This is a genomic window from Pectobacterium actinidiae, from assembly GCF_000803315.1.
In the GTDB taxonomy this organism is placed as follows: domain Bacteria; phylum Pseudomonadota; class Gammaproteobacteria; order Enterobacterales; family Enterobacteriaceae; genus Pectobacterium; species Pectobacterium actinidiae.
In genome coordinates this window covers 2,190,514-2,211,036 of the sequence record NZ_JRMH01000001.1, presented here as the reverse complement: position 1 = coordinate 2,211,036, position 20,523 = coordinate 2,190,514, and the positions used below count along the sequence as shown (strand labels likewise).

Here is a 20,523-nt window from a genome sequence, read left to right as displayed (position 1 = left end):
AAATTATGACATTACTCAACCCTTACTTCGGTGAATTCGGCGGACAATTTGTTCCGCAGATCCTCATCCCGGCGTTACGCCAGTTGGAAGAGGCTTTCGTCAGTGCACAGAAAGATCCTGCATTTCAGGCCGAATTTACCGATCTGCTGAAAAACTACGCGGGTCGCCCGACAGCATTAACCCTGTGTAAAAACCTGACTGCTGGGACGAAAACCAAGCTGTACCTGAAACGTGAAGATTTACTGCACGGCGGTGCGCACAAAACCAATCAGGTACTCGGACAGGCTCTGTTGGCTAAGCGCATGGGTAAAAGCGAAATCATCGCCGAAACGGGTGCAGGTCAACATGGTGTCGCGACGGCGCTGGCTTGCGCCCTGCTTGGCCTGAAATGCCGCGTTTATATGGGTGCAAAAGACGTTGAGCGCCAGTCGCCGAACGTCTTCCGCATGCGTCTGATGGGGGCAGAAGTGATTCCGGTTCACAGCGGTTCTTCCACGTTGAAAGATGCCTGTAACGAAGCGCTACGTGACTGGTCTGGCAGCTATGAAACAGCACACTATCTGCTGGGAACGGCCGCTGGCCCGCATCCTTACCCGACTATCGTGCGCGAGTTTCAACGCATGATTGGTGAGGAAACTAAAGCGCAGATTCTGGAAAAAGAAGGTCGTTTACCAGATGCGGTACTCGCCTGCGTCGGCGGTGGCTCTAACGCGATTGGGATGTTTGCTGATTTCATCGAGGATACTGACGTTCGTCTGATCGGTATTGAGCCTGGCGGTTTGGGCATTGAATCTGGGCAGCACGGCGCGCCGTTAAAACACGGTCGCCTCGGTATCTATTTCGGAATGAAATCTCCGATGATGCAAACGTCTGACGGACAAATTGAAGAGTCTTACTCGATTTCCGCCGGGCTGGATTTCCCGTCCGTCGGCCCACAGCACGCCTACCTGAACAGCATTGGCCGCGCTGACTATGTCTCGATTACCGATGACGAAGCGCTGGATGCCTTCAAAGCGCTCTGCCGCGGTGAAGGGATTATTCCCGCGCTGGAGTCTTCCCATGCGCTGGCACACGCCTTGAAGATGATTAAAGCGGAACCGGAGAAAGAGCAACTGCTGGTGGTCAACCTATCCGGCCGTGGTGATAAAGACATCTTTACCGTGCACGATATTTTGAAAGATCGGGGAGAAATCTAATGGAACGCTATCAACAGTTATTTAACCGCCTGTCAGAGAAAAAGGAAGGCGCGTTCGTTCCGTTTGTTACGCTGGGCGATCCCTCTCCCGGGCAATCTCTGAAAATTATCGACACGCTGATTGCCGCTGGTGCCGACGCGTTGGAGCTGGGCGTGCCCTTCTCTGACCCGTTGGCGGATGGCCCGACCATTCAGGATGCCAACCTGCGCGCTTTTGCGGCAGGCGTCACGCCCGACCAATGCTTCGAAATGCTGGCGGCAATACGTCAAAAATACCCGGACATCCCGATTGGCCTGCTGATGTATGCCAACCTGGTCTTTAGCAACGGCATTGATGAATTTTATCAGCGCTGTGCACAGGTCGGCGTCGACTCGGTATTAGTGGCGGATGTTCCGGTGGAGGAGTCAGCCCCTTTCCGTACGGCGGCGCTGCGGCATGGCATCGCCCCTATTTTCATCTGTCCACCGAATGCTGACGATGAACTACTGCGCGAGATCGCTTCTTATGGCCGTGGTTATACCTATTTAGTATCCCGTGCGGGCGTGACTGGGGCAGAAAAGCGCGCACAGCTGCCGCTGAATCATCTGGTTGCCAAACTGAATGCGCATCATGCCGCTCCTCCGCTACAAGGATTTGGCATTTCCGATCCGGCTCAAGTGCGGGAAACGTTAGCATCAGGTGCAGCGGGTGCCATTTCTGGATCTGCCATCGTGCGGATTATCGAAAAAAATCTGAACCAGCCTGATGTGATGCTGTCGGAGTTACACGCCTTTGTGAGTGAAATGAAAGCCGCTACGCATTAATAACACTTTTCAGGCGCGCGATTTCTGCTTAATGCAAGCAACGTCGCGCGCCAGATTATGTTTCAACTTATTTCTTATTTAATTAAACCTTAATATCTTCAATTATTATTTAATGTCTATTTTACTATAATTGTAAAAATATTTTTCAAATTGAAATAATTATTAAATACCACATCAAAAAATAAATCAAATAACCGTTAATTTTTAAACCGCATAAATCCCACCAATAAAATACGAAGAAAATCACAGAAATAAGATCATTTAATATTTTCTCTTTTTAACGATCTTGTTCACATTACTGTAAGAGATAATAAATAAAATGGAACCGCTGAACAAAAGTGGCAGCGTGTTTTTAAATAATAATTCTCTTTGACTTGGGATAATAAAATGAAAGTTAAAATATTGACGATGATGGTAACTTCCTTAATCAGCTTAAGCTCCATGGCTGTGACGATTGACTATCGTCATGAAATGCAGGATACGGTAAAGAACGACCATAAAGATCGCCTGCTGATGTCCCACCGTTTTGACAACGGTTTTGGTCTGTCTATGGAAGCAAAATGGGCACAATCAAGCGCCGATAAAACGCCAAATAAACCATTTAACGAGACGGTTAGCAACGGTACAGAAGTTACCGCTAGCTACCAATACAAGTTCAACAAAACCTTTGGGATGGAAACTGGTTTGAATATGGTTTCCTCTTCAAAAGACAACAACTATCGTCCTTATATCAAAGGTACAGCTAACATTACCGATTCACTGTACTATGGCCTGCGCTACCGTGCATCTTATCTGCGTAAAAGTGACAGCATCGGCACTACAGCCCCTTCCGATATGAAAGGCTATACCATCACCAGTACGTTGGGCTATAAATTGCCAGCAAACTTTGTGGTTGAATACGAATTTGAGTACGACAAGAAAACCAAAGCCGGTTCTGTTGGCTACATTGCTGACAACGACAACTATGGCCTGACTCACAACGTTAAGTTAGCGTATAAATATGACAAAAACTGGACGCCTTACGCTGAAGTCGGCAACGTTGTTGGCAGCACAACAACGGATGAGCGTCAGACTCGCTACCGCGTTGGTGTACAATACAATTTCTAATGGCTAACGCCATCTAATAATTGCTGTAATAAAATAGCGTTCTCTTTATTAGTTTGTTATTTCCTGTCTGTAAAAACGGCGAAGTTATTTACTTCGCCGTTTTTTTATGTCTTACCGTTGCGTCAAATTAAATCAACCATCAGAAGCGATAACCGACACCAAACATAAAGGCCCATGGATCAATCTTCGTATGGATACTTTGCTGATCGTTACCAGCTTTAAATTTCACATCCGTATCGATATCCATCCACCATACGGACATATTTACCAACCAATTTTTATCCAGGTTGTAATCCAATCCCGCTTGTGCCGCAACACCCCAAGAGTTTTTCAGGCTCAGATCGCTCAGACCTTTACTTGTACCATTGTCATTAAATTTTTCATCGAAGAACAAGGTATAGTTCAGGCCAACGCCCAGGTAAGGACGTAATTTATCTTGGGCATCACCAAAATAGTACTGTGCAACCAGTGAAGGCGGCAGGTGCTTCACTTCCGCAATCGTTCCGGTGCCTGCTGTTCCGACTTTATGTTTAAACGGGGTAGCGGCAAGTAATTCAACGCCAATATTATCCGTCACCATGTAACTGAAAGTCAGGCCCAACTGCGTATTGTTGTTTACCTGAAACTCTCCCAATCCCAGCACATTGTCCGAACTTTCACTTGGATGCACCGTAGCCGTACCCGCCCGAACAATGAAATCACCCGCTTGATGAGCCTGTGCCAATGCAGGCATGAGCGCCGCCGCCAACAATAAGAAAGATGTCTTTTTCATTACCCACTCCATTAATAGGGTTAAAATTTCGAGCGAAATATACCCCTAAGTAGGTATTCTTGTTTTAAGCCAGATCACATCTTTTAAAGATTTTACGCCCAAATTGAACTGAATCACTTATCACTAACTGATTAAAATTCATGGAATTGATCCAGATCAAGAATGACACTAAAGAATAAATTACACGGCCGATGGCAAGGAAAAACATTCTTGGTAACCAAGTTACGCTTACCTCATAGTGAGGGGAAAATCAGCATTGCATCGTTGACGGGGTGCCACAGCGCGAATTAACAGGTTACAATCGTGAGTTAAGTTCTCTCTGTCGATTTATCTTTTTCAAGGAGCCTGCATGCCTATCACGGCTAACACGTTGTACCGTGACACAATGAATTTCACCCGCAACCAGTTCATCAGTATCTTAATGATGTCACTGTTGACGGCATTCATTACTGTCATACTGAATCATGCGCTATCGCCTTCTGTAGACGAGTTACGGATTCTGAGCGGTTCCAGCAGCGATCTGTCATCTTCTGTCGAATCCGGCTTGATGGACATGATTCAGCAAATGACGCCGGAACAACAAACCGTGTTACTGAAAATGTCGGCGGCAGGCACCTTCGCTGCCTTAGTGGGCAACGTGCTGCTAACGGGCGGAGTTCTGATGCTGATTCAACTGGTATCTGACGGACAGCGTACCAGCGCACTGCGTGCAATTGGCGCATCGGCACCTTTTTTACTGCGTCTGCTTTTTCTGATCCTGCTGTGCACCCTGCTCATCCAACTGGGTATGATGCTTCTGGTCATTCCTGGCGTGCTGCTGGCGATTGCGCTGAGTTTGTCACCCGTGATTGTGGTCACGGAAAAAAGTGGGATTTTCAGCGCCATTAAAGTGAGTACCAAACTGGCCTACGGCAACCTGCGTGCAACCGCACCTGCCATCGTGATGTGGCTACTCGCTAAAATCGCTATTTTGCTGATCGTGTCGAAGTTACCGATTTCCTCACCTACCGTACTCGGCGTGGTTCTGAACGGCTTGAGCAACCTGATCTCCGCGATCCTGCTCATTTATCTGTTCCGCCTTTATATGCTGCTGCGCGCTTAACTCCCGCTCTCTGCCTATGCCATCGCTCTGGTGGCATAGGTTCCGCCAGATCTCCGTTCGCTATCTACCCAATCGTAATTTTCTGCAAATTATTACAATATCTCGGGAATGGTGTTCCACAATAAAGGATAATGGCATGCGCTATCGGATAACTCTTGTGGGTTATAATTACGACACTGTTGAGTGATGGATTGACATAATGAAGCAACTTCTTGATTTTATACCGTTGGTCGTTTTTTTTGCGGCCTATAAACTTTATGACATCTATATCGCATCGGGTGCACTGATTGCGGCAACGGCGCTGTCACTTGTGGTCACCTGGGTGATGTATCGTAAAATAGAGAAAATGACGCTGGTCACCTTCGCGATGGTCGTGGTTTTCGGTTCTCTAACGCTGGTGTTCCATAACGATTTGTTTATCAAGTGGAAAGTCACCATCATCTACGCCTTATTCGCGATTGCTCTGCTGGTTAGCCAGTTTGTGATGAAACAGACTCTGATTCAGAAGATGCTGGGTAAAGAGTTAACCTTGCCGCAGCCCGTCTGGGGGAAACTGAATTTCGCCTGGGCCATGTTCTTTCTGGTGTGTGGACTGGTTAACATCTATATTGCTTTCTGGTTACCGCAAAACGTTTGGGTTAATTTCAAAGTCTTTGGTCTGACCGGTGTGACGCTGCTGTTTACGCTGATTTGTGGCGTTTATATTTATCGTCACTTGCCTAACGATCAGGAAAAGTCAGAAGAAGAAAAAAGCGAGCAGCAATAGCCAAAGCGAGATAGACATAATGAGCACACAAAACGTGTTACCACAGGGCGAATTGGTTCTCCGCACGCTGGCAATGCCAGCCGATACCAATGCGAACGGCGATATTTTTGGCGGCTGGCTGATGTCGCAGATGGACATCGGCGGTGCGATTTTGGCGAAAGAAATTGCAGAGGGACGTGTCGTTACCGTACGGGTTGATGGAATGTCGTTCTTAAAACCTGTCGCCGTCGGCGATGTGGTTTGCTGCTATGCCCGCTGCTTACGCACTGGACGTAGTTCTATCAACGTCAACGTTGAAGTATGGGTAAAAAAAGTCTCTTCTGAGCCGATTGGCCAGCGCTATCGGGCTACCGAAGCGTTATTCACCTACGTCGCAGTAGATGAAGAAGGTCACCCACGCGAACTCCCCGCCGGTAAAAGCAACTTTACACCAAGCGAGTGACATCGGGTAACGTAAGCACTTAATTTGTTAACGGATATAAAGACATCACGAAAACGGGGCGTCATCTGCAAAGATGACGCCCCGTTTCTTTTTCATATCAGCGTGACTTATTCGACTGCCGCCCCGCCGTCAATTTTAAAGACGATGGTCACAACTAAATCTTTGCCCGGCTTGCCAGCTTCATAACGCCATTTACGCATGGCCTGTTTGATATCGCGTTCGAACATATTACGCGGTTCGGCTGAAAGCACGCGCACGTTGTCAACACGTCCAGACTCATCCACATCAAACTGCATTTTTACTCGACCTTCAACACGCAGAGAGAACGCGCGAGCCGGATATTGAGGCTGTGCACGGCTCAACGGACGCGGTCCACTTGACTGCGTGCTTGCTGCGGGTGCCGGAGCCTGCTTCACCGGCGCGTTATTCACATTGCGCGTCGGCTCTGTGCTGGTAAACGGCGAAGGCGGCTGTTTTTCAACGGTCGGTTCACGTTTAACTGGCTTCGGTTGCTCAACCTTCTTCACCGGCTTCGGTTCCGGTTTAGGTTTCGGCTTGGGCTTTGGTTCAGGTAATGGCATAGGAACCGGCTGCGGCAATGGCTCCGGTTCTGGAATCGGTTCCGGCTCAGGTTCAGGCTGCTTAACCGGCTCTGGCTCCGGGGCAGATTTTGCAGCAGGAGCCGCTTCATAGGCCGCAGGGTTCACCATCACAACGCTGATGGGCTTGGATTCCTGCGGTAATTCAATTGAATTATTAAATGATGCGTACAGCAAGCCTGCAATCAGTGAACCATGAAAACCAACTGAAAGTATGAATGGCCATGAGTAACGGCGGGTCAAAAAAAACTTTTTTTGCGGCATAGTCTGTCTTTATCCTCTTATGCCGCCCAAGTTTAAATGCAAATAGCAATCATATTCAATAACAACCCGTGGAATTGTAAAAAAAACAGAAATCGTGGGGGGATTACTCTGGCAAATCAACCTATTGTCCTCGAACAACATCACGTATGATGGTAGAAACTCGTTTCTCTTACCCGATAGCGTTTGGCACAGGGATTCCCGCCCCTGCACACCAAGCGAGAAAGGGTACCTTCCAACCTGTGAGGTCGCTATGCTCTATGTCATTTATGCTGAAGATAATGTTGATTCATTAGCAAAACGCCTGTCGGTCAGACCGGACCACCTTGCCCGTTTACAGGCATTACGCGATCAGGGCCGACTGATTACCGCTGGCCCGTTACCCGCTATCGATAGCGACGATCCCGGTCAGGCTGGCTTTAGCGGTTCCGTGATTATCGCCGAATTCGCTTCGCTGGATGAGGCGACGGCATGGGCCGATGCCGACCCCTACATTGCAGCAGGCGTCTATAAGCACGTTAGCGTAAAACCATTCAAAAAAGTGTTTTAAGGGATTGATACAGGTCATGGTTACGTGAAAAAGCCATGGCCTCCTGGCATATTGCTAAAAGCTGAAATATTTTAGTCATTTAACAGTGATAGTTTGACCGCTATTCATCTATAACGAGTCAACAATCATGTTAATGCCTGCGATTTTGCGAAATGGAATTGCCACCATCCGCCGCCGTTATCGCCTCAGTATTCTCTCCGGATTGTTATTGATCATTGGGTTATTTTCTTTACTGCAATTGGTTTCCGTCGGCGTTATCTCTCAAACGATGACCCAGGTTCGGCAAGATATTTCCGCTAACGAAAGCCTTCGCCAGCAACAAGCATTAATGGATAAAGCACGGATGGAAGTGATGAATGCCAGCGATAAACTCAATCGCGCAGGCATTTATCTGCTGGTAGACAAAGAAACCGGTTCTGAAGGTAGTTGGCACAGTCTGATGGATGAAGCTGACGTGTCTCTCAAACAGGCGCAGGAGCACTACCAGTCACTGGGGACGGTCACGACAGCTGAAGCGGACACTGCGGCGTTTATCGATTTGAAAAAGAGCTACAGCCAGCTTTATGCTGGGCTTGTCGAGTTGGCGCAGGGAATAAAAAACACTAATCAGATCGATATTTTCTTTGCCGTTCCGGTTCAAGCTTATCAAAGCGATTTTACCCAAAAATATTCGCACTATCTGCAAGACACCGATGCACTGCAAAAACAGCATGGCCAACAATTTTTATCTTCTCTCGATAACGCAAAAACAATTTTCATTACGGTTCTGGGCCTCTTGCTAGCGATCGCCATCGCCGTGTGGATTGGCGTAAATCGGGTAATTATTCGCCCGCTGACACACATTATCGCTCATTTAAAGCGGATCGCCGCGGGCGATCTTTCACATGCGATCGGGACAAAGACGCGCGGTACACGCGAAGTTGAACAGCTCAATACCAGCGTCATCCAAATGCAGGAAGGCCTTGTGACCTTGGTCAATCAGGTTCGTCAGGGCGTTGATCACATGATGACGCAGGTTGATCGGGTCGCGACAGATAACCATCGCCTTTCCGAACAGGCGAACCGCCAATCCCACGAGCTCAAAGCCACCACGGAACACATTATTCAGCTAAGCCAGCATCTTGAGAAAAATACCCGGCATACCCAACAGGCCAATTTGCATGCACAAGACACCAGCAAAATCGCCGCTCAGGGTGAGACGATGATGAATGACGTCAAAGCGGCGATGTCAGATATTGCTGGCAGAACGCGTGAGATGACAGAGGCCATTGGGATGATTGAAAACGTGGCGTTTCAGACGCATATTTTGTCGTTGAACGCCGCAATTGAAGCCGCACGGGCCGGGACGATGGGACGTGGCTTTGCCGTCGTCGCACGCGAAGTCGGCACGCTGGCTTCGCAAAGCAGCCATTCTGCACAAAACATTAATGTGCTGATTCGTGATTCAGACAACAGCGTAACCAGCGGAGCGCGACTGGTGAACAAGCTGAATGACAGCCTTCAGAACATCATTCAGACAGCAAAAGACACTGGCACGTTTCTGAGCGAAATCTCGGAAATATCGCACCAGCAGAATGAAAGCATTCATGAAGTCACCGCCCGACTCAGCACGCTGAACGATACCGTCAGAGAAAATGCGGGACAGGTGGAAGCCTCCGCGCACACCTTCGCCTCACTGCTGGAGCAAACGGAACGCTTAAATACGTCGGTCTCGCTGTTCATCCTGCCCTCAACGGACGATGACAGTAACCCGATGATTGATCAGAGAGACATGGCACAGCGCATTCCGGCTATGGGATGAGCCGATGAGGCAATAAGCTCAGCGCGTGATAAAAAAATAGCGACCATACCTCGGGTCGCTATTTTCCTCACTGGCTTACCAGTCGTACGTTACCGCATAGAGCAATGCCCGTCGTTGCTGCTTTTGTTGCAGATAACGGGCAGAGCGAATATGGCGATACGTACGTGATTGAGCCTCCAACCAGCGACTTCTTCTACGCTGGACCTGACGTAACATCCGCCAGCGACCCACTTCATTCCGACTGCGTTTCATTATGCGACTCTTGTTAATCCACTCGCGCTGGGCATTATAACCCTCTCATACGTGGCGACAATCAGTGAATCTCCTTCTCCGCTATTCTCCCCATACTCATCACTGTTGTTCACTGAATAATTCGCGTCGCGCAGCTAACATCCATGCAGTTTAAAGTATGACGGGGATATTCAGAGGAAAGGCATTTCCCCTTTTATAAATCTATGCGTACACTTTGTTAATTCTTTGCAGAAGGGAACTGTGCTGCTTTTATGTCGACATTTTATACCGTAATAAGTTGGTTACTGGTTTTTAGCTACTGGTTGCTGATTGCAGGTGTGACCTTACGTATTCTGATGAAACGTCGGGCCGTGCCTTCTGCGATGGCTTGGCTGCTGGTGATTTATATTCTGCCACTTGTCGGTATTGTCGCTTATCTTTCATTTGGCGAGCTCCATCTCGGCAAACGCCGAGCCGAACGTGCCAGCAAAATGTGGCCTTCAACGGCAAAATGGTTACGCGAATTAAAAGAATATCGCCGTATTTTCGCAACGGAAAACAGTGAAGTCGCCAGCGCGTTATTTCAGCTGTGTGAAAGACGGCAAGGCGTAGGCGGCGTTAAAGGCAATCAATTGCAGTTGATGACCACGTTTGATGACACGATTAAAGCGCTATTACGTGATATTGAACTCGCACGTAGCAACATCGAAATGGTGTTCTACATCTGGCAACCCGGTGGCCTGGTCGAGCAAGTCTCCTCTTCCCTTATCGCCGCGGCACGACGCGGTGTGCACTGCCGCGTTCTGCTGGACTCTGCCGGCAGCGTACAATTTTTCCGCCAGCATCATCCCGAGCTGATGCGCACCGCCGGAATTGAAGTGGTTGAAGCCCTGAAAGTGAATTTGTTCCGTGCATTCCTCCGCCGCATGGATTTGCGGCAGCACCGTAAAATTATCCTGATCGACAACCGTATTGCCTATACCGGCAGCATGAATATGGTCGATCCCCGTTTATTCAAACAAGATGCTGGCGTCGGGCAATGGATCGACCTGATGGCGCGTATTGAAGGCCCCGTAGCGACCACTCTGGGGATCATTTACTGCTGCGACTGGGAAATGGAGACAGGCAAACGCCTGCTTCCGCCGCCGCCGGATGTTAACGTTATGCCGTTCGAACAAGAGAGCGGCCACACCATTCAGGTTATTGCTTCCGGCCCCGGTTACCCAGAAGAGATGATTCATCAGGCGCTGCTGACATCCGTCTATTCGGCACGTAAGCAGTTGATCATGACGACCCCCTACTTCGTGCCCAGCGACGACCTGCTGCATGCCATCTGTACCGCCGCCCAGCGTGGGGTGGATGTCAGCATTATCGTTCCACACAAAAACGACTCGGTATTGGTCGGCTGGGCCAGTCGCGCGTTCTTCACAGAGCTGCTTGCCGCTGGCGTAAAAATTTATCAATTCAAGGACGGGCTGCTACACACCAAAAGCGTACTGGTTGATGGACAGCTCAGCCTGGTCGGTACGGTGAATCTGGATATGCGTAGCCTGTGGCTGAATTTTGAAATCACGTTGGTGATTGACGATGCCGGATTCGGCAGCGATTTAGCCTGTGTGCAGGAAGACTATATCGCCCGTTCACGTCTGTTAAACGCGACGCAGTGGCAAAACCGTCCTTACTGGCAACGCATTGTTGAGCGGCTGTTCTACTTTTTCAGCCCCCTGCTATAAATATCCCCGTCATACTTCAAGCTGCATGTGCGTTGGCTTTCCTGCAACTCGAATTATTTAGGGCATACTCCGTTTTCCCGTGTTCTAATAAGGCTATTGGGAATTAACAGGAATGACGTTATGGATTTGAATAATCGCCTGACCGAAGACGAAGCATTAGAACAGGCCTACGATATTTTTTTGGAACTCGCGGCTGACAACCTGGACCCGGCAGATATTCTGCTGTTCAACCTGCAATTCGAAGAGCGCGGGGGCGCAGAGTTGTTCGATCCTGCTGAAGACTGGGCCGAGCACGTTGATTTCGACCTGAACCCTGATTTTTTTGCCGAAGTCGTGATTGGGCTGGCCGAGAATGAAGGTGAAGAAATTACCGATATTTTTGCCCGCGTGCTGATTTGTCGGGAAAAAGATCACAAACTTTGCCACATTTTGTGGAAAGAATAAGTTATCTCGCTTAAACGTTAGGAAGTTGTTAACAAAGGCTGTAGCGCGGTAGTAAGGGATAGATCGTAAAGACGCTGTGAATACGTCCGTGTAAGCTCGGATTGCGCGGATAGGAATCTCATCCCTGAGATTCCCCCTTTCAGCGCCGTCGCAAGCGACGTTCAAAGGCGTTCCCGACGCCTTTGTCATTGGCGCAAACGCTTTACTCTTCTATTCCCTTATCCCGTTTCACTCGACAAATAGTTTGTCAGCAATGCAAGGCGTCCCCCACAGGAGACGCCTTTTTTACCTCAGTCGCCGATAAACGGGTTACTGAACTTCCGCTTCCTGCAACGGTAACAATGCCTGCGGATCGACCTTCAAACACGAAACTGCGTGCGTAAAGCTCCCTTCCAGCAATGGTCGGGTTTTCGAACATTCAGGGCCGACAATCGGACAGCGGGTGCAGAACACACAGCCCGATGGTGGATTGATCGGTGACGGCAAATCCCCTTCCAGCAGCTGTATCTTCTTGTTTCGTTCCTGATCGGGATCGGGAATCGGCACAGCAGACATCAGCGCACGAGTATACGGGTGCTGCGGGTTTTGATAGACCTGATCGTACGTTCCCAGCTCTACCGCATGCCCCAAATACATCACCAGCACACGATCGGAAATGTGCTTCACGACCGATAAGTCATGGGCGATAAAAATCAGCGACAGACGCATTTCTCGCTGCAACTGACGCAACAGGTTAACCACCTGCGCCTGAATCGACACGTCCAGCGCGGAAACCGGTTCATCACAAATAATCAGCTTTGGCTCCAGAATCAGCGCGCGCGCGATACCGATGCGCTGACACTGCCCGCCAGAGAATTCATGCGGGTAGCGGTTGATCAGGTTCGGCAACAGCCCAACCTTCAGCATCATCGCTTTCACACGATCTTTTACCGTCTGTCGATCCAGTTCGGGGTGATAAACCTTTAACGGCTCGGCAATAATTTCGCCGATGGTCATACGCGGGTTCAGCGATGCCAGCGGATCCTGGAATATCATCTGAATGTCACTACGCGCGGCGCGCCATTCATCGGCGCTCATACCCAGCAGATCTTTCCCCAGCCAGGTGACGCGTCCGTCGGTCGCTTTTACCAAACCGATAATGGCACGCGCCAGCGTGGACTTACCGCAACCAGACTCGCCCACCACGCCCAGCGTTTCGCCCTCATATAAACGCAACGTCACGCCATCGACTGCTTTCAGCTTTTTCGGCGGCTGCCAGAACCACTGCTTATCATCTCTGACATCAAAGTGAACTTTCAGCTCGTCCACTTCTAACAACACTCTTTTCTCGTCCGCGTTGTTCATACCACCTCCTCAATCGCTCTAAAGCAGGCACGCAAGCGGCCATCATCAAAAGATTCCAGCGCCGGTGCACTATGGCAGACATCCATCGCATACGGGCAGCGAGGTTGGAACGGACACCCTTTCGGCAGACGTAATAAGTTAGGCGGATTACCCGGAATAGTCGCCAACACCTCATCTTCCGCATCCAGACGCGGCACGGCATTGAGCAGACCGACGGAATACGGGTGGCTTGGCTGATAAAAGACATCACGTGCCGCACCGTATTCCATCGTGCGCCCGGCATACATCACCAGCACTTTGTCACAAATACCCGCAACGACGCCCAGATCATGGGTGATCATGATGATGGCGGTATTAAATTCGCGTTTCAGCTCGTTCAGCAGCGTCATAATCTGTGCCTGAACCGTTACATCCAATGCCGTGGTTGGTTCATCGGCAATAAGCAACTTCGGACGGCACAACAGCGCCATTGCAATCATTACGCGCTGACGCATCCCGCCGGAAAACTCATGCGGATACATCTTCATACGCTTACGCGCTTCCGGCATTTTTACCGCATCTAGCATTTTTACCGATTCTTCAAACGCTTCGCTTTTGCTCAGGCGTTTGTGCAACATCAGCACTTCCATCAGTTGTTCGCCGACGCGCATATAAGGGTTCAGCGAGGTCATCGGATCCTGGAAGATCATACTGATTTCTTCAGCACGCAGCTTATTCAACTGGTTTTCAGGCAAATTGAGAATTTCTTTGCCACGAAAACGCGCCGAGCCGCCAATACGGCCATTGCGAGCCAGCAGCCCCATCAACGCAAACGCAGTTTGTGATTTACCGGAGCCGGATTCACCAACAATCCCCAGCGTTTCACCAGCGTTGAGCGTGAAGTTCAGGTCATTAACCGCCGTCACGTCTCCATCCTGCGTTTTGAACGTTACCCGGAGATCATGAACATGTAGCAGCGCGTCGTGCGCGCCAATTAATTCAATTTTGCTCATGTTGATATTCCTCAGCGATCTTTCGGGTCGAGGGCATCACGCAGGCCATCGCCGATAAAGTTAAAACAAAACAGCGTGACAACCAGAAATGCCGCCGGATAGAACAGTAACCACGGCGACACTTCCATTGAGTTCGCACCATCATTCAGCAAAGCACCCCAGCTGCTTAATGGTTCCTGCGTTCCCAGCCCCAGGAAGCTCAGAAAGGATTCGAACAGAATCATACTTGGCACCAGAAGAGAGGCATACACCACCACCACGCCTAGCACGTTAGGCACAACATGGCGTAATACGATACCGCGCGTAGAGACACCGGACACCATTGCCGCTTCAATGAACTCTTTACGTTTCAGGCTCAGCGTCTGGCCACGCACGATACGCGCCATATCCAGCCAGGACACCATACCGATAGCCACGAAGATCAACAGCATGTTCTGCCCGAAGAACGTCACCAGCAGAATAACGAAGAACATGAATGGGAATGAGTTGAGGATCTCCAGCAGACGCATCATCACCGAATCCACTTTGCCGCCCAGATAACCGGACATCGCGCCATACAGCGTTCCGACGATCACAGCCACCAGCGCCGCTGCGACGCCAACCATCAGCGACACACGTCCACCGATGGCAACACGAACCAAAAGATCGCGACCGGAGGAATCCGTACCAAAATAATGTCCTGACGTCATATCCGGCGCGGCTGACATCATTCCCCAGTCGGTATCGGCGTAATCAAATGCGGACAGCATCGGTGCAAAAATAACAAACACGGTAATCACAGCTAAAACAAACAGGCTGGCCAATGCCGCGCGGTTGTGGATAAAGCGCAGACGCGCATCCTGCCACAAACTGCGCCCTTCAATCTCAGCTTGCTCGGTAAAGTTCTCTAACGCTTCAACGTTTTTTCGATTCCAAAACATAACGCCCCCAATTAATAGCGAATTTTCGGATCGATAACAGCGTAGAGCACGTCAATGATCGCATTAAATAAAATGGTTAAGCCGCCGACCAGAATCGTCAGACTCAGTACCAGTGAATAGTCACGGTTTAGTGCACCGTTCACAAACAGTTGCCCAATGCCGGGTAAACCAAAAATGGTTTCAATAACCATTGAGCCGGTAATAATCCCCACAAACGCTGGCCCCATATAGGAAAGCACGGGCAGCAGCGCAGGCTTTAACGCATGGCGCAGGACGATGCGGCGCATCGGCAGCCCTTTGGCACGCGCGGTACGAATGAAGTTAGAATGCAAAACCTCGATCATAGATCCTCGGGTGATACGCGCGATGCTGGCGATATAGGACAAAGACAGCGCCACCATCGGTAAAATCATATATTTGGGTGCCCCACCATTCCAGCCACCGCCGGGTAACCAACGCAGCGTAATGGCGAAAATCAGCACCAGTAACGGCGCGACGACAAAGCTGGGAATCACCACCCCCGTCATGGCAAAGCCCATCACGGTATAGTCCCATTTCGTATTTTGATTCAGCGCAGCGATTACGCCCGCACTCACACCAAAAACAATCGCCAGAATAAATGCCGCAGCTCCCAGCTTTGCAGAAACGGGGAAAGACGTCGCGACAAGGTCGTTCACGGAATAGTCTTTGTATTTAAAAGAAGGACCGAAATCACCCTGAACCAATTGCAGTAAGTAGTTACCGTATTGCGTCATGATGGGGTCGTTCAGATGGTATTTGGCTTCAATATTCGCCATCACTTCCGGCGGTAAATTACGCTCACCGGTAAAAGGGCTGCCGGGTGCCAATCGCATCATGAAAAACGAGATGGTGATCAGGATAAATAGTGTCGGAATCGCCTCTAAGCAGCGGCGAAAAATAAATTTTAACATTGCTCGTACCTATAAAAGGCTGGCAGCACAGCAGCGTGCGCCAGCCATTATTATTAGTGCTTGATGATATAAAGATCTTTCACGTAAACATTATCTTGGGGATCTTTGCCTGTTAATCCACCCACATAAGGTTTCACTAACCGGGTATTCGCATAGTAATAAACAGGGGCGATTACCGCGTCTTTATTCAGCAATGCTTCGGCCTGCTGATACACGTCTGCACGTTCTTCATCGGTTTTCACCTGTAAAGACTTCGCCACCAGTGCATCAAATTCTTTGCTCTTATAATGTGCCGTGTTACTGCTGCTGTCTGACAACATGCTATTCAGGAACGTTGACGGTTCATTATAATCCGCACACCATCCGCCGCGCGCAATGTCATAACTACCCTGATGGCGGGAACTGAGGAAGGTTTTCCATTCCTGATTTTCCAGTTTCACCTCTACGCCAATATTCTGTTTCCAGATCGAGGCAGCGGCAATAGCCATTTTCTTATGCAGATCGGAAGTGTTGTATAACAGGGTTAGCGTCAGCGGTTTGCTTGCCGTGTAACCGGCTTCTGCCAGCAGTTTCTTCGCTTCTTCATTACGCTTCGTCTGAGACCAGGTGAACCACTCTGGCGTCTGAGCCTTGAAGCCGTCAATATAAGGCGGTACGAAACCATAGGCTGGCGTATCGCCCTGATTTTTCACCTTGTTCGTCAAAATATCCTGACTTAACCCCATACGCAGCGCATCACGCACCCGGACATCGTTAAACGGCGGTTTCTGGTTGTTGATTTCGTAATAATAGGTACACAGGTACGGCTCAACTTTCACCTCATTCGGGATTTCTTTTTTCAACTTCTGGAAGAGCTCAATGGGGAGGTAGTTGTAGGTCATATCAATTTCACCGCTACGGTAGCGGTTCACGTCTGTCACTTCTGAAGCGATAGGCAGGTATGTCACTTGGTTAATCACGGTATGCGCGTTATCCCAGTATTGTGGGTTGCGCTCCAGTACCAATTTTTCATTCACCACCCACTCTTTCAGCTTATAAGCGCCATTACCGACCCAGTTTTGTGGCTGCGTCCATTTATCACCAAATTTGTCGATTGCGGCTTTATTAACGGGAGACATGGCTGCATAGACAGGCAGTTTATAGAAGTAAGGCACCGCTTCAGAAAGCGTCACCTCAAACGTATGATCGTCGATCGCTTTAACGCCCAGCGTATCGGGGGACTTTTTACCTGCAATGATGTCATCGATGTTCAGCAAATGACCATATTGTAGATAGCTAGCATAAGGCGATGCCGTTTTCGGATCGGCCAGACGCTGCCAGCTATAGACGAAATCTTGTGCGGTAACCGGCGTGCCATCTGACCATTTGGCATCTTTACGCAGGTGGAATGTCCACACTTTAAACTCTTTGTTATCCCAGCTTTCGGCTACGCCGGGGCTGGTTTTACCGTTAACATCGGAAATGACCAGCCCTTCCAGCAGATCGCGCGATACGTTGGATTCGGGTACGCCTTCGATTTTATGCGGATCGAGGGAAGCGACTTCCGCACCGTTGTTACGAACCAATTCCTGTTTTTCTGCTAACTGAACGCCGGCGGGAACGGTCGCGGCAAAGGCAGAAACGGCCATCGTGCTACTTAATGCCGCAATAATAGCGGCAGCTACTCTTTTTTTAGTTGTGATGTGTGTCATTATTCTCTCCTGTAATGTTGTCGCACTCGTTATCCCAGCGCAATTCCTGAGTTGGCACCCTGTAAAAACGATTCATCGGTTCCAGTTCCCCCCATTCCCACATCATGGGAATGGGTAACCAGAGATTAAACACCAAATTAATCGCTGCTCGCTCATTTCATTTGCATCAAACCGTAAATAACACCACGACGGATTAATGCTTAATGATATAGAGATCCTTCACCCGCAGATTATCCAACGGATCTTTGCCGGTAATGCCGCCGACATAAGGTTTTACCAGTCGAGTATTCGCGTAGTAATAGACGGGTATGATAGCCGCATCTTTATCCAACTGAGATTCCGCCTGCTGATAAATCTGCGCGCGATCATCATCCGTTTTCGCCTGAACAGCCTGCTGCATCAGCTTGTCAAACTCAGCACTCTTATAATGCGTCGTATTATTGCTGCTGTCTGACAGCATACTATTCAGGAACGATGTCGGTTCGTTATAGTCCGCACACCATCCGGCACGCGCAACGTCATAATTGCCCTGATGACGCGTGCTGAGATAGGTTTTCCATTCTTGGTTTTCCAATTTTGCGTCGACGCCCAGATTCTGTTTCCAGACCGAGGCCGCCGCAATCGCCAGCTTTTTATGCAAATCGGACGAGTTATAGAGCAAATTAAACGTCAGCGGTTTTTCTGCGGTATAGCCCGCTTCCGCCAGCAATTTTTTCGCTTCTTCGTTACGTTTCGCCTGTGGCCAGGTAAACCACTCTGGTGTATGCGCTTTCAGGCCATCCGTAAACGGAGGAATATAGCCATAGGCAGGAATATCGCCCTGATTTTTCACTTTATTGGTCAATATGTCTTGATCAAGCCCCATACGCAGCGCCGTACGCACCCGTACATCGTTAAATGGCGGTTTCTGGTTATTGATTTCGTAATAATACGTACAGAGGAAAGGATTAATTTTAACTTCTTGTGGGATTTCTTTTTTTAGCTTCTGAAATAGCTCGATGGGTAATTTATTATTGGTGACATCAATTTCACCCGCACGATAACGGTTAACGTCGGTCACTTCAGAAGCAATCGGCAGATAGGTGACCTGATTAATCACGGTCTTGGCGTTATCCCAATATTGGGTATTACGATCCAGCACAAGTCGCTCATTCACGACCCAGGATTTAAGACGGTAGGCACCATTTCCTACCCAGTTTTCCGGCTGGGTCCATTTATCACCAAATTTCTCCACCACCGTTTTATTTACCGGAGACAACGATGAGTGATTCAGTAATTTATAAAAATAAGGGATCGGCTCGCTTAATGTCACTTCTAGCGTATGGTCGTCGAGTGCTTTTACACCCAGCGAATCGGGTGATTTTTTGCTGGCGATAATGTCATCGATATTCAGCAGATGACCATATTGCAAATAGCTGGCGTAAGGAGAAACAGTTTTCGGATCGGCAAGACGCTGCCAGCTATAAACGAAATCTTGCGCGGTAATAGGTTCGCCGTTTGACCATTTGGCATCTTTACGTAAATGGAACGTCCAGACTTTAAAATCGCTGCTTTCCCAACGCTCGGCCACGCCAGGAATCGGGTGTCCATCAGGATCGGAAATCACCAGCCCTTCATATAAGTCGCGCGCGACGTTGGATTCCGGCACACCTTCTATTTTATGCGGATCCAATGATGACACCTCAGCGCCATTGTTTCTCACCAGAACCTGCTCTTTCGCCAGCTCAACACCGGCAGGTACTGTAGCAGCCTGAACATTCACGCATGACGCCATCACTGCTGCTGCAATCATACTGGTAACAAAGTATCGTTTTGTTTTGCGAGTATTCACTTTATAAACGCCCCTGTCTTGATACAACGCCATACCGGACTCCATGCGTAAAAATCGCCGCCACATAGAGTAGAAAAGATCGCCCATTATCCAAATAAATCATAAAATTAATTTATGGATGAATAACGAATAGCAGGTCGACACTCGAAGCTATCAAAAGCGGACACATTCGCCAATATCTTTACATTGATGTTGCTTAATTTTCTTTACTACAGCGCAGTGAATGTTTTATTTCAATCGTTCAATCCAACCATTAACCACATGATAAATAATGATTTTTGTACTTAATCTCAAATATATTTTAAATATTCAGCAATTTATGAGTTTTGAACAAAAAAACATCGTAGGGGGTTTCATCATTTTCACAGCACAAAAATGATGATGTATGCTTACCTGTCCGCGTCATTATCTGTCGATAATGTTATTATTTTAACAACTCCGTTACTCACCTTACACGACAATAGCGCGTAATTCCCTTACGGTAGGCGGTACGTAAAATCACGAACTCGATTAAGATATAAGTACTATTTATACGAACATGTTTTATACGAATAGATCATTCCCAGTATGTGAACAACCGCTAGCCCGGAATTTTCCCCAACAATACCCCGCTTCAGTACCCCACTTATCTTTCACCATCCCTTTTTAGGTAGAAAAACCACTGATTTCGCCTGGTTAATGATAACTGTTATCAATACCAGCTTGCTGAATGGTGTCAGCTTAAAGAAAATTCGATATTGATCACAAAAAGTGCACCCACAAATAGGTATGCTCATTCCATACCCTCGTTAACACGTAAATCCTCTTAATTTTTGATGTTTTTCAAACAATATTTCAAAAGTTTACGGTATCGGCGGTTACAGTATTTTAAAAAGCAGAAATCGCGCCACGACGGCGGCTGACAAGCTCTTTGAGTCAATTACGATGTAATCGGTAAAAAAGAATAGCCTGGTAACAAAAGTGTCCCCCGCTCGTTTATCTATACTGTTCTATCCGGCGAACAATT

Annotated in this window: 19 protein-coding genes; 10 read left to right on the top strand and 9 right to left on the bottom strand. The window is 48.6% G+C overall.

Features of this window, described 5'->3' with window-relative positions:
• Positions 1-2 precede the first annotated feature (2 nt).
• The 3 genes from trpB (at position 3) to KKH3_RS09350 (ending at position 3,106) form a co-directional block, all read left to right on the top strand.
• Positions 3-1,196, top strand: coding sequence for a tryptophan synthase subunit beta (gene trpB, locus KKH3_RS09360; RefSeq protein WP_167371725.1), 1,194 nt, complete (start codon positions 3-5; stop codon positions 1,194-1,196).
• Entirely contained in the window at positions 1,196-1,999 is an 804-nt protein-coding gene (trpA, locus tag KKH3_RS09355) for a tryptophan synthase subunit alpha (RefSeq protein WP_039358497.1), read from the top strand. The genes trpB and trpA overlap by 1 nt, the downstream gene beginning before the upstream one ends.
• Before the next feature lie 387 nt (positions 2,000-2,386).
• Entirely contained in the window at positions 2,387-3,106 is a 720-nt protein-coding gene (locus KKH3_RS09350) for an oligogalacturonate-specific porin KdgM family protein (RefSeq protein ID WP_039358494.1), read from the top strand.
• A gap of 139 nt (positions 3,107-3,245) precedes the next feature.
• On the opposite strand, the gene ompW is transcribed toward KKH3_RS09350, so the two are convergent.
• A complete protein-coding gene (ompW, locus tag KKH3_RS09345; RefSeq protein WP_039358490.1) occupies positions 3,246-3,878 on the bottom strand; it encodes an outer membrane protein OmpW in 633 nt (210 codons plus the stop codon).
• A gap of 349 nt (positions 3,879-4,227) precedes the next feature.
• Between ompW and KKH3_RS09340 the strand changes: the two genes are divergently transcribed.
• The 3 genes from KKH3_RS09340 to yciA all read left to right on the top strand — a co-directional run bounded on the left by KKH3_RS09340 (position 4,228) and on the right by yciA (position 6,188).
• Positions 4,228-4,980 carry a YciC family protein gene (locus KKH3_RS09340; protein WP_039358486.1) on the top strand — a complete coding sequence of 251 codons (753 nt, stop codon included), beginning with the start codon at positions 4,228-4,230 and terminating at the stop codon, positions 4,978-4,980.
• A gap of 199 nt (positions 4,981-5,179) precedes the next feature.
• Positions 5,180-5,746: a septation protein A gene (locus tag KKH3_RS09335; protein ID WP_039358483.1), complete on the top strand. Its 567-nt coding sequence runs from the start codon at positions 5,180-5,182 to the stop codon at positions 5,744-5,746.
• A 19-nt stretch (positions 5,747-5,765) separates the two neighbouring features.
• On the top strand, positions 5,766-6,188 hold the full coding sequence (gene yciA / locus KKH3_RS09330) for an acyl-CoA thioester hydrolase YciA (protein ID WP_010275288.1): 423 nt from the start codon (positions 5,766-5,768) through the stop codon (positions 6,186-6,188).
• A 107-nt stretch (positions 6,189-6,295) separates the two neighbouring features.
• Here yciA and tonB read toward each other — a convergent pair whose 3' ends face one another.
• A complete protein-coding gene (gene tonB / locus KKH3_RS09325) occupies positions 6,296-7,051 on the bottom strand; it encodes a TonB system transport protein TonB (RefSeq protein WP_039358480.1) in 756 nt (251 codons plus the stop codon).
• Positions 7,052-7,301: 250 nt separating this feature from the next.
• On the opposite strand from tonB, the gene KKH3_RS09320 reads away from it, so the two are divergent.
• Both KKH3_RS09320 and KKH3_RS09315 read left to right on the top strand, forming a co-directional pair.
• Positions 7,302-7,598, top strand: coding sequence for a YciI family protein (locus KKH3_RS09320; protein WP_039358476.1), 297 nt, complete (start codon positions 7,302-7,304; stop codon positions 7,596-7,598).
• A gap of 127 nt (positions 7,599-7,725) precedes the next feature.
• Positions 7,726-9,399, top strand: a complete 1,674-nt coding sequence (locus tag KKH3_RS09315; RefSeq protein WP_039358473.1) for a Tar ligand binding domain-containing protein — start codon at positions 7,726-7,728, stop codon at positions 9,397-9,399.
• A 75-nt stretch (positions 9,400-9,474) separates the two neighbouring features.
• On the opposite strand, the gene KKH3_RS22265 is transcribed toward KKH3_RS09315, so the two are convergent.
• Positions 9,475-9,651 carry a YciY family protein gene (locus KKH3_RS22265; RefSeq protein WP_085996914.1) on the bottom strand — a complete coding sequence of 59 codons (177 nt, stop codon included), beginning with the start codon at positions 9,649-9,651 and terminating at the stop codon, positions 9,475-9,477.
• 251 nt (positions 9,652-9,902) lie between these two features.
• Here KKH3_RS22265 and cls point away from each other — a divergent pair, with 251 nt between their 5' ends.
• The gene (gene cls, locus KKH3_RS09310; protein WP_039358470.1) at positions 9,903-11,363 is read left to right on the top strand and encodes a cardiolipin synthase; all 1,461 of its coding nucleotides are present in this window, start codon (positions 9,903-9,905) and stop codon (positions 11,361-11,363) included.
• Between the two features lie 120 nt (positions 11,364-11,483).
• Complete coding sequence (locus KKH3_RS09305; RefSeq protein WP_010295213.1) at positions 11,484-11,807, top strand: HI1450 family dsDNA-mimic protein; 324 nt, start codon at positions 11,484-11,486, stop codon at positions 11,805-11,807.
• A 309-nt stretch (positions 11,808-12,116) separates the two neighbouring features.
• On the opposite strand, the gene oppF is transcribed toward KKH3_RS09305, so the two are convergent.
• From oppF to oppA (KKH3_RS09275), 6 genes are all read right to left on the bottom strand, one after another.
• Positions 12,117-13,151, bottom strand: coding sequence for a murein tripeptide/oligopeptide ABC transporter ATP binding protein OppF (gene oppF / locus KKH3_RS09300; RefSeq protein WP_039358467.1), 1,035 nt, complete (start codon positions 13,149-13,151; stop codon positions 12,117-12,119).
• Entirely contained in the window at positions 13,148-14,143 is a 996-nt protein-coding gene (gene oppD / locus KKH3_RS09295) for an ABC transporter ATP-binding protein (protein WP_039358464.1), read from the bottom strand. The genes oppF and oppD overlap by 4 nt, the downstream gene beginning before the upstream one ends.
• 11 nt (positions 14,144-14,154) lie before the next feature.
• Entirely contained in the window at positions 14,155-15,063 is a 909-nt protein-coding gene (gene oppC / locus KKH3_RS09290; protein WP_010295218.1) for an oligopeptide ABC transporter permease OppC, read from the bottom strand.
• Between the two features lie 11 nt (positions 15,064-15,074).
• Entirely contained in the window at positions 15,075-15,995 is a 921-nt protein-coding gene (gene oppB, locus KKH3_RS09285; RefSeq protein ID WP_039358461.1) for an oligopeptide ABC transporter permease OppB, read from the bottom strand.
• Between the two features lie 53 nt (positions 15,996-16,048).
• Complete coding sequence (oppA, locus tag KKH3_RS09280) at positions 16,049-17,686, bottom strand: oligopeptide ABC transporter substrate-binding protein OppA (RefSeq protein ID WP_039358458.1); 1,638 nt, start codon at positions 17,684-17,686, stop codon at positions 16,049-16,051.
• 193 nt (positions 17,687-17,879) lie between these two features.
• Entirely contained in the window at positions 17,880-19,550 is a 1,671-nt protein-coding gene (gene oppA, locus KKH3_RS09275) for an oligopeptide ABC transporter substrate-binding protein OppA (protein WP_039358455.1), read from the bottom strand.
• Positions 19,551-20,523 lie beyond the last annotated feature (973 nt).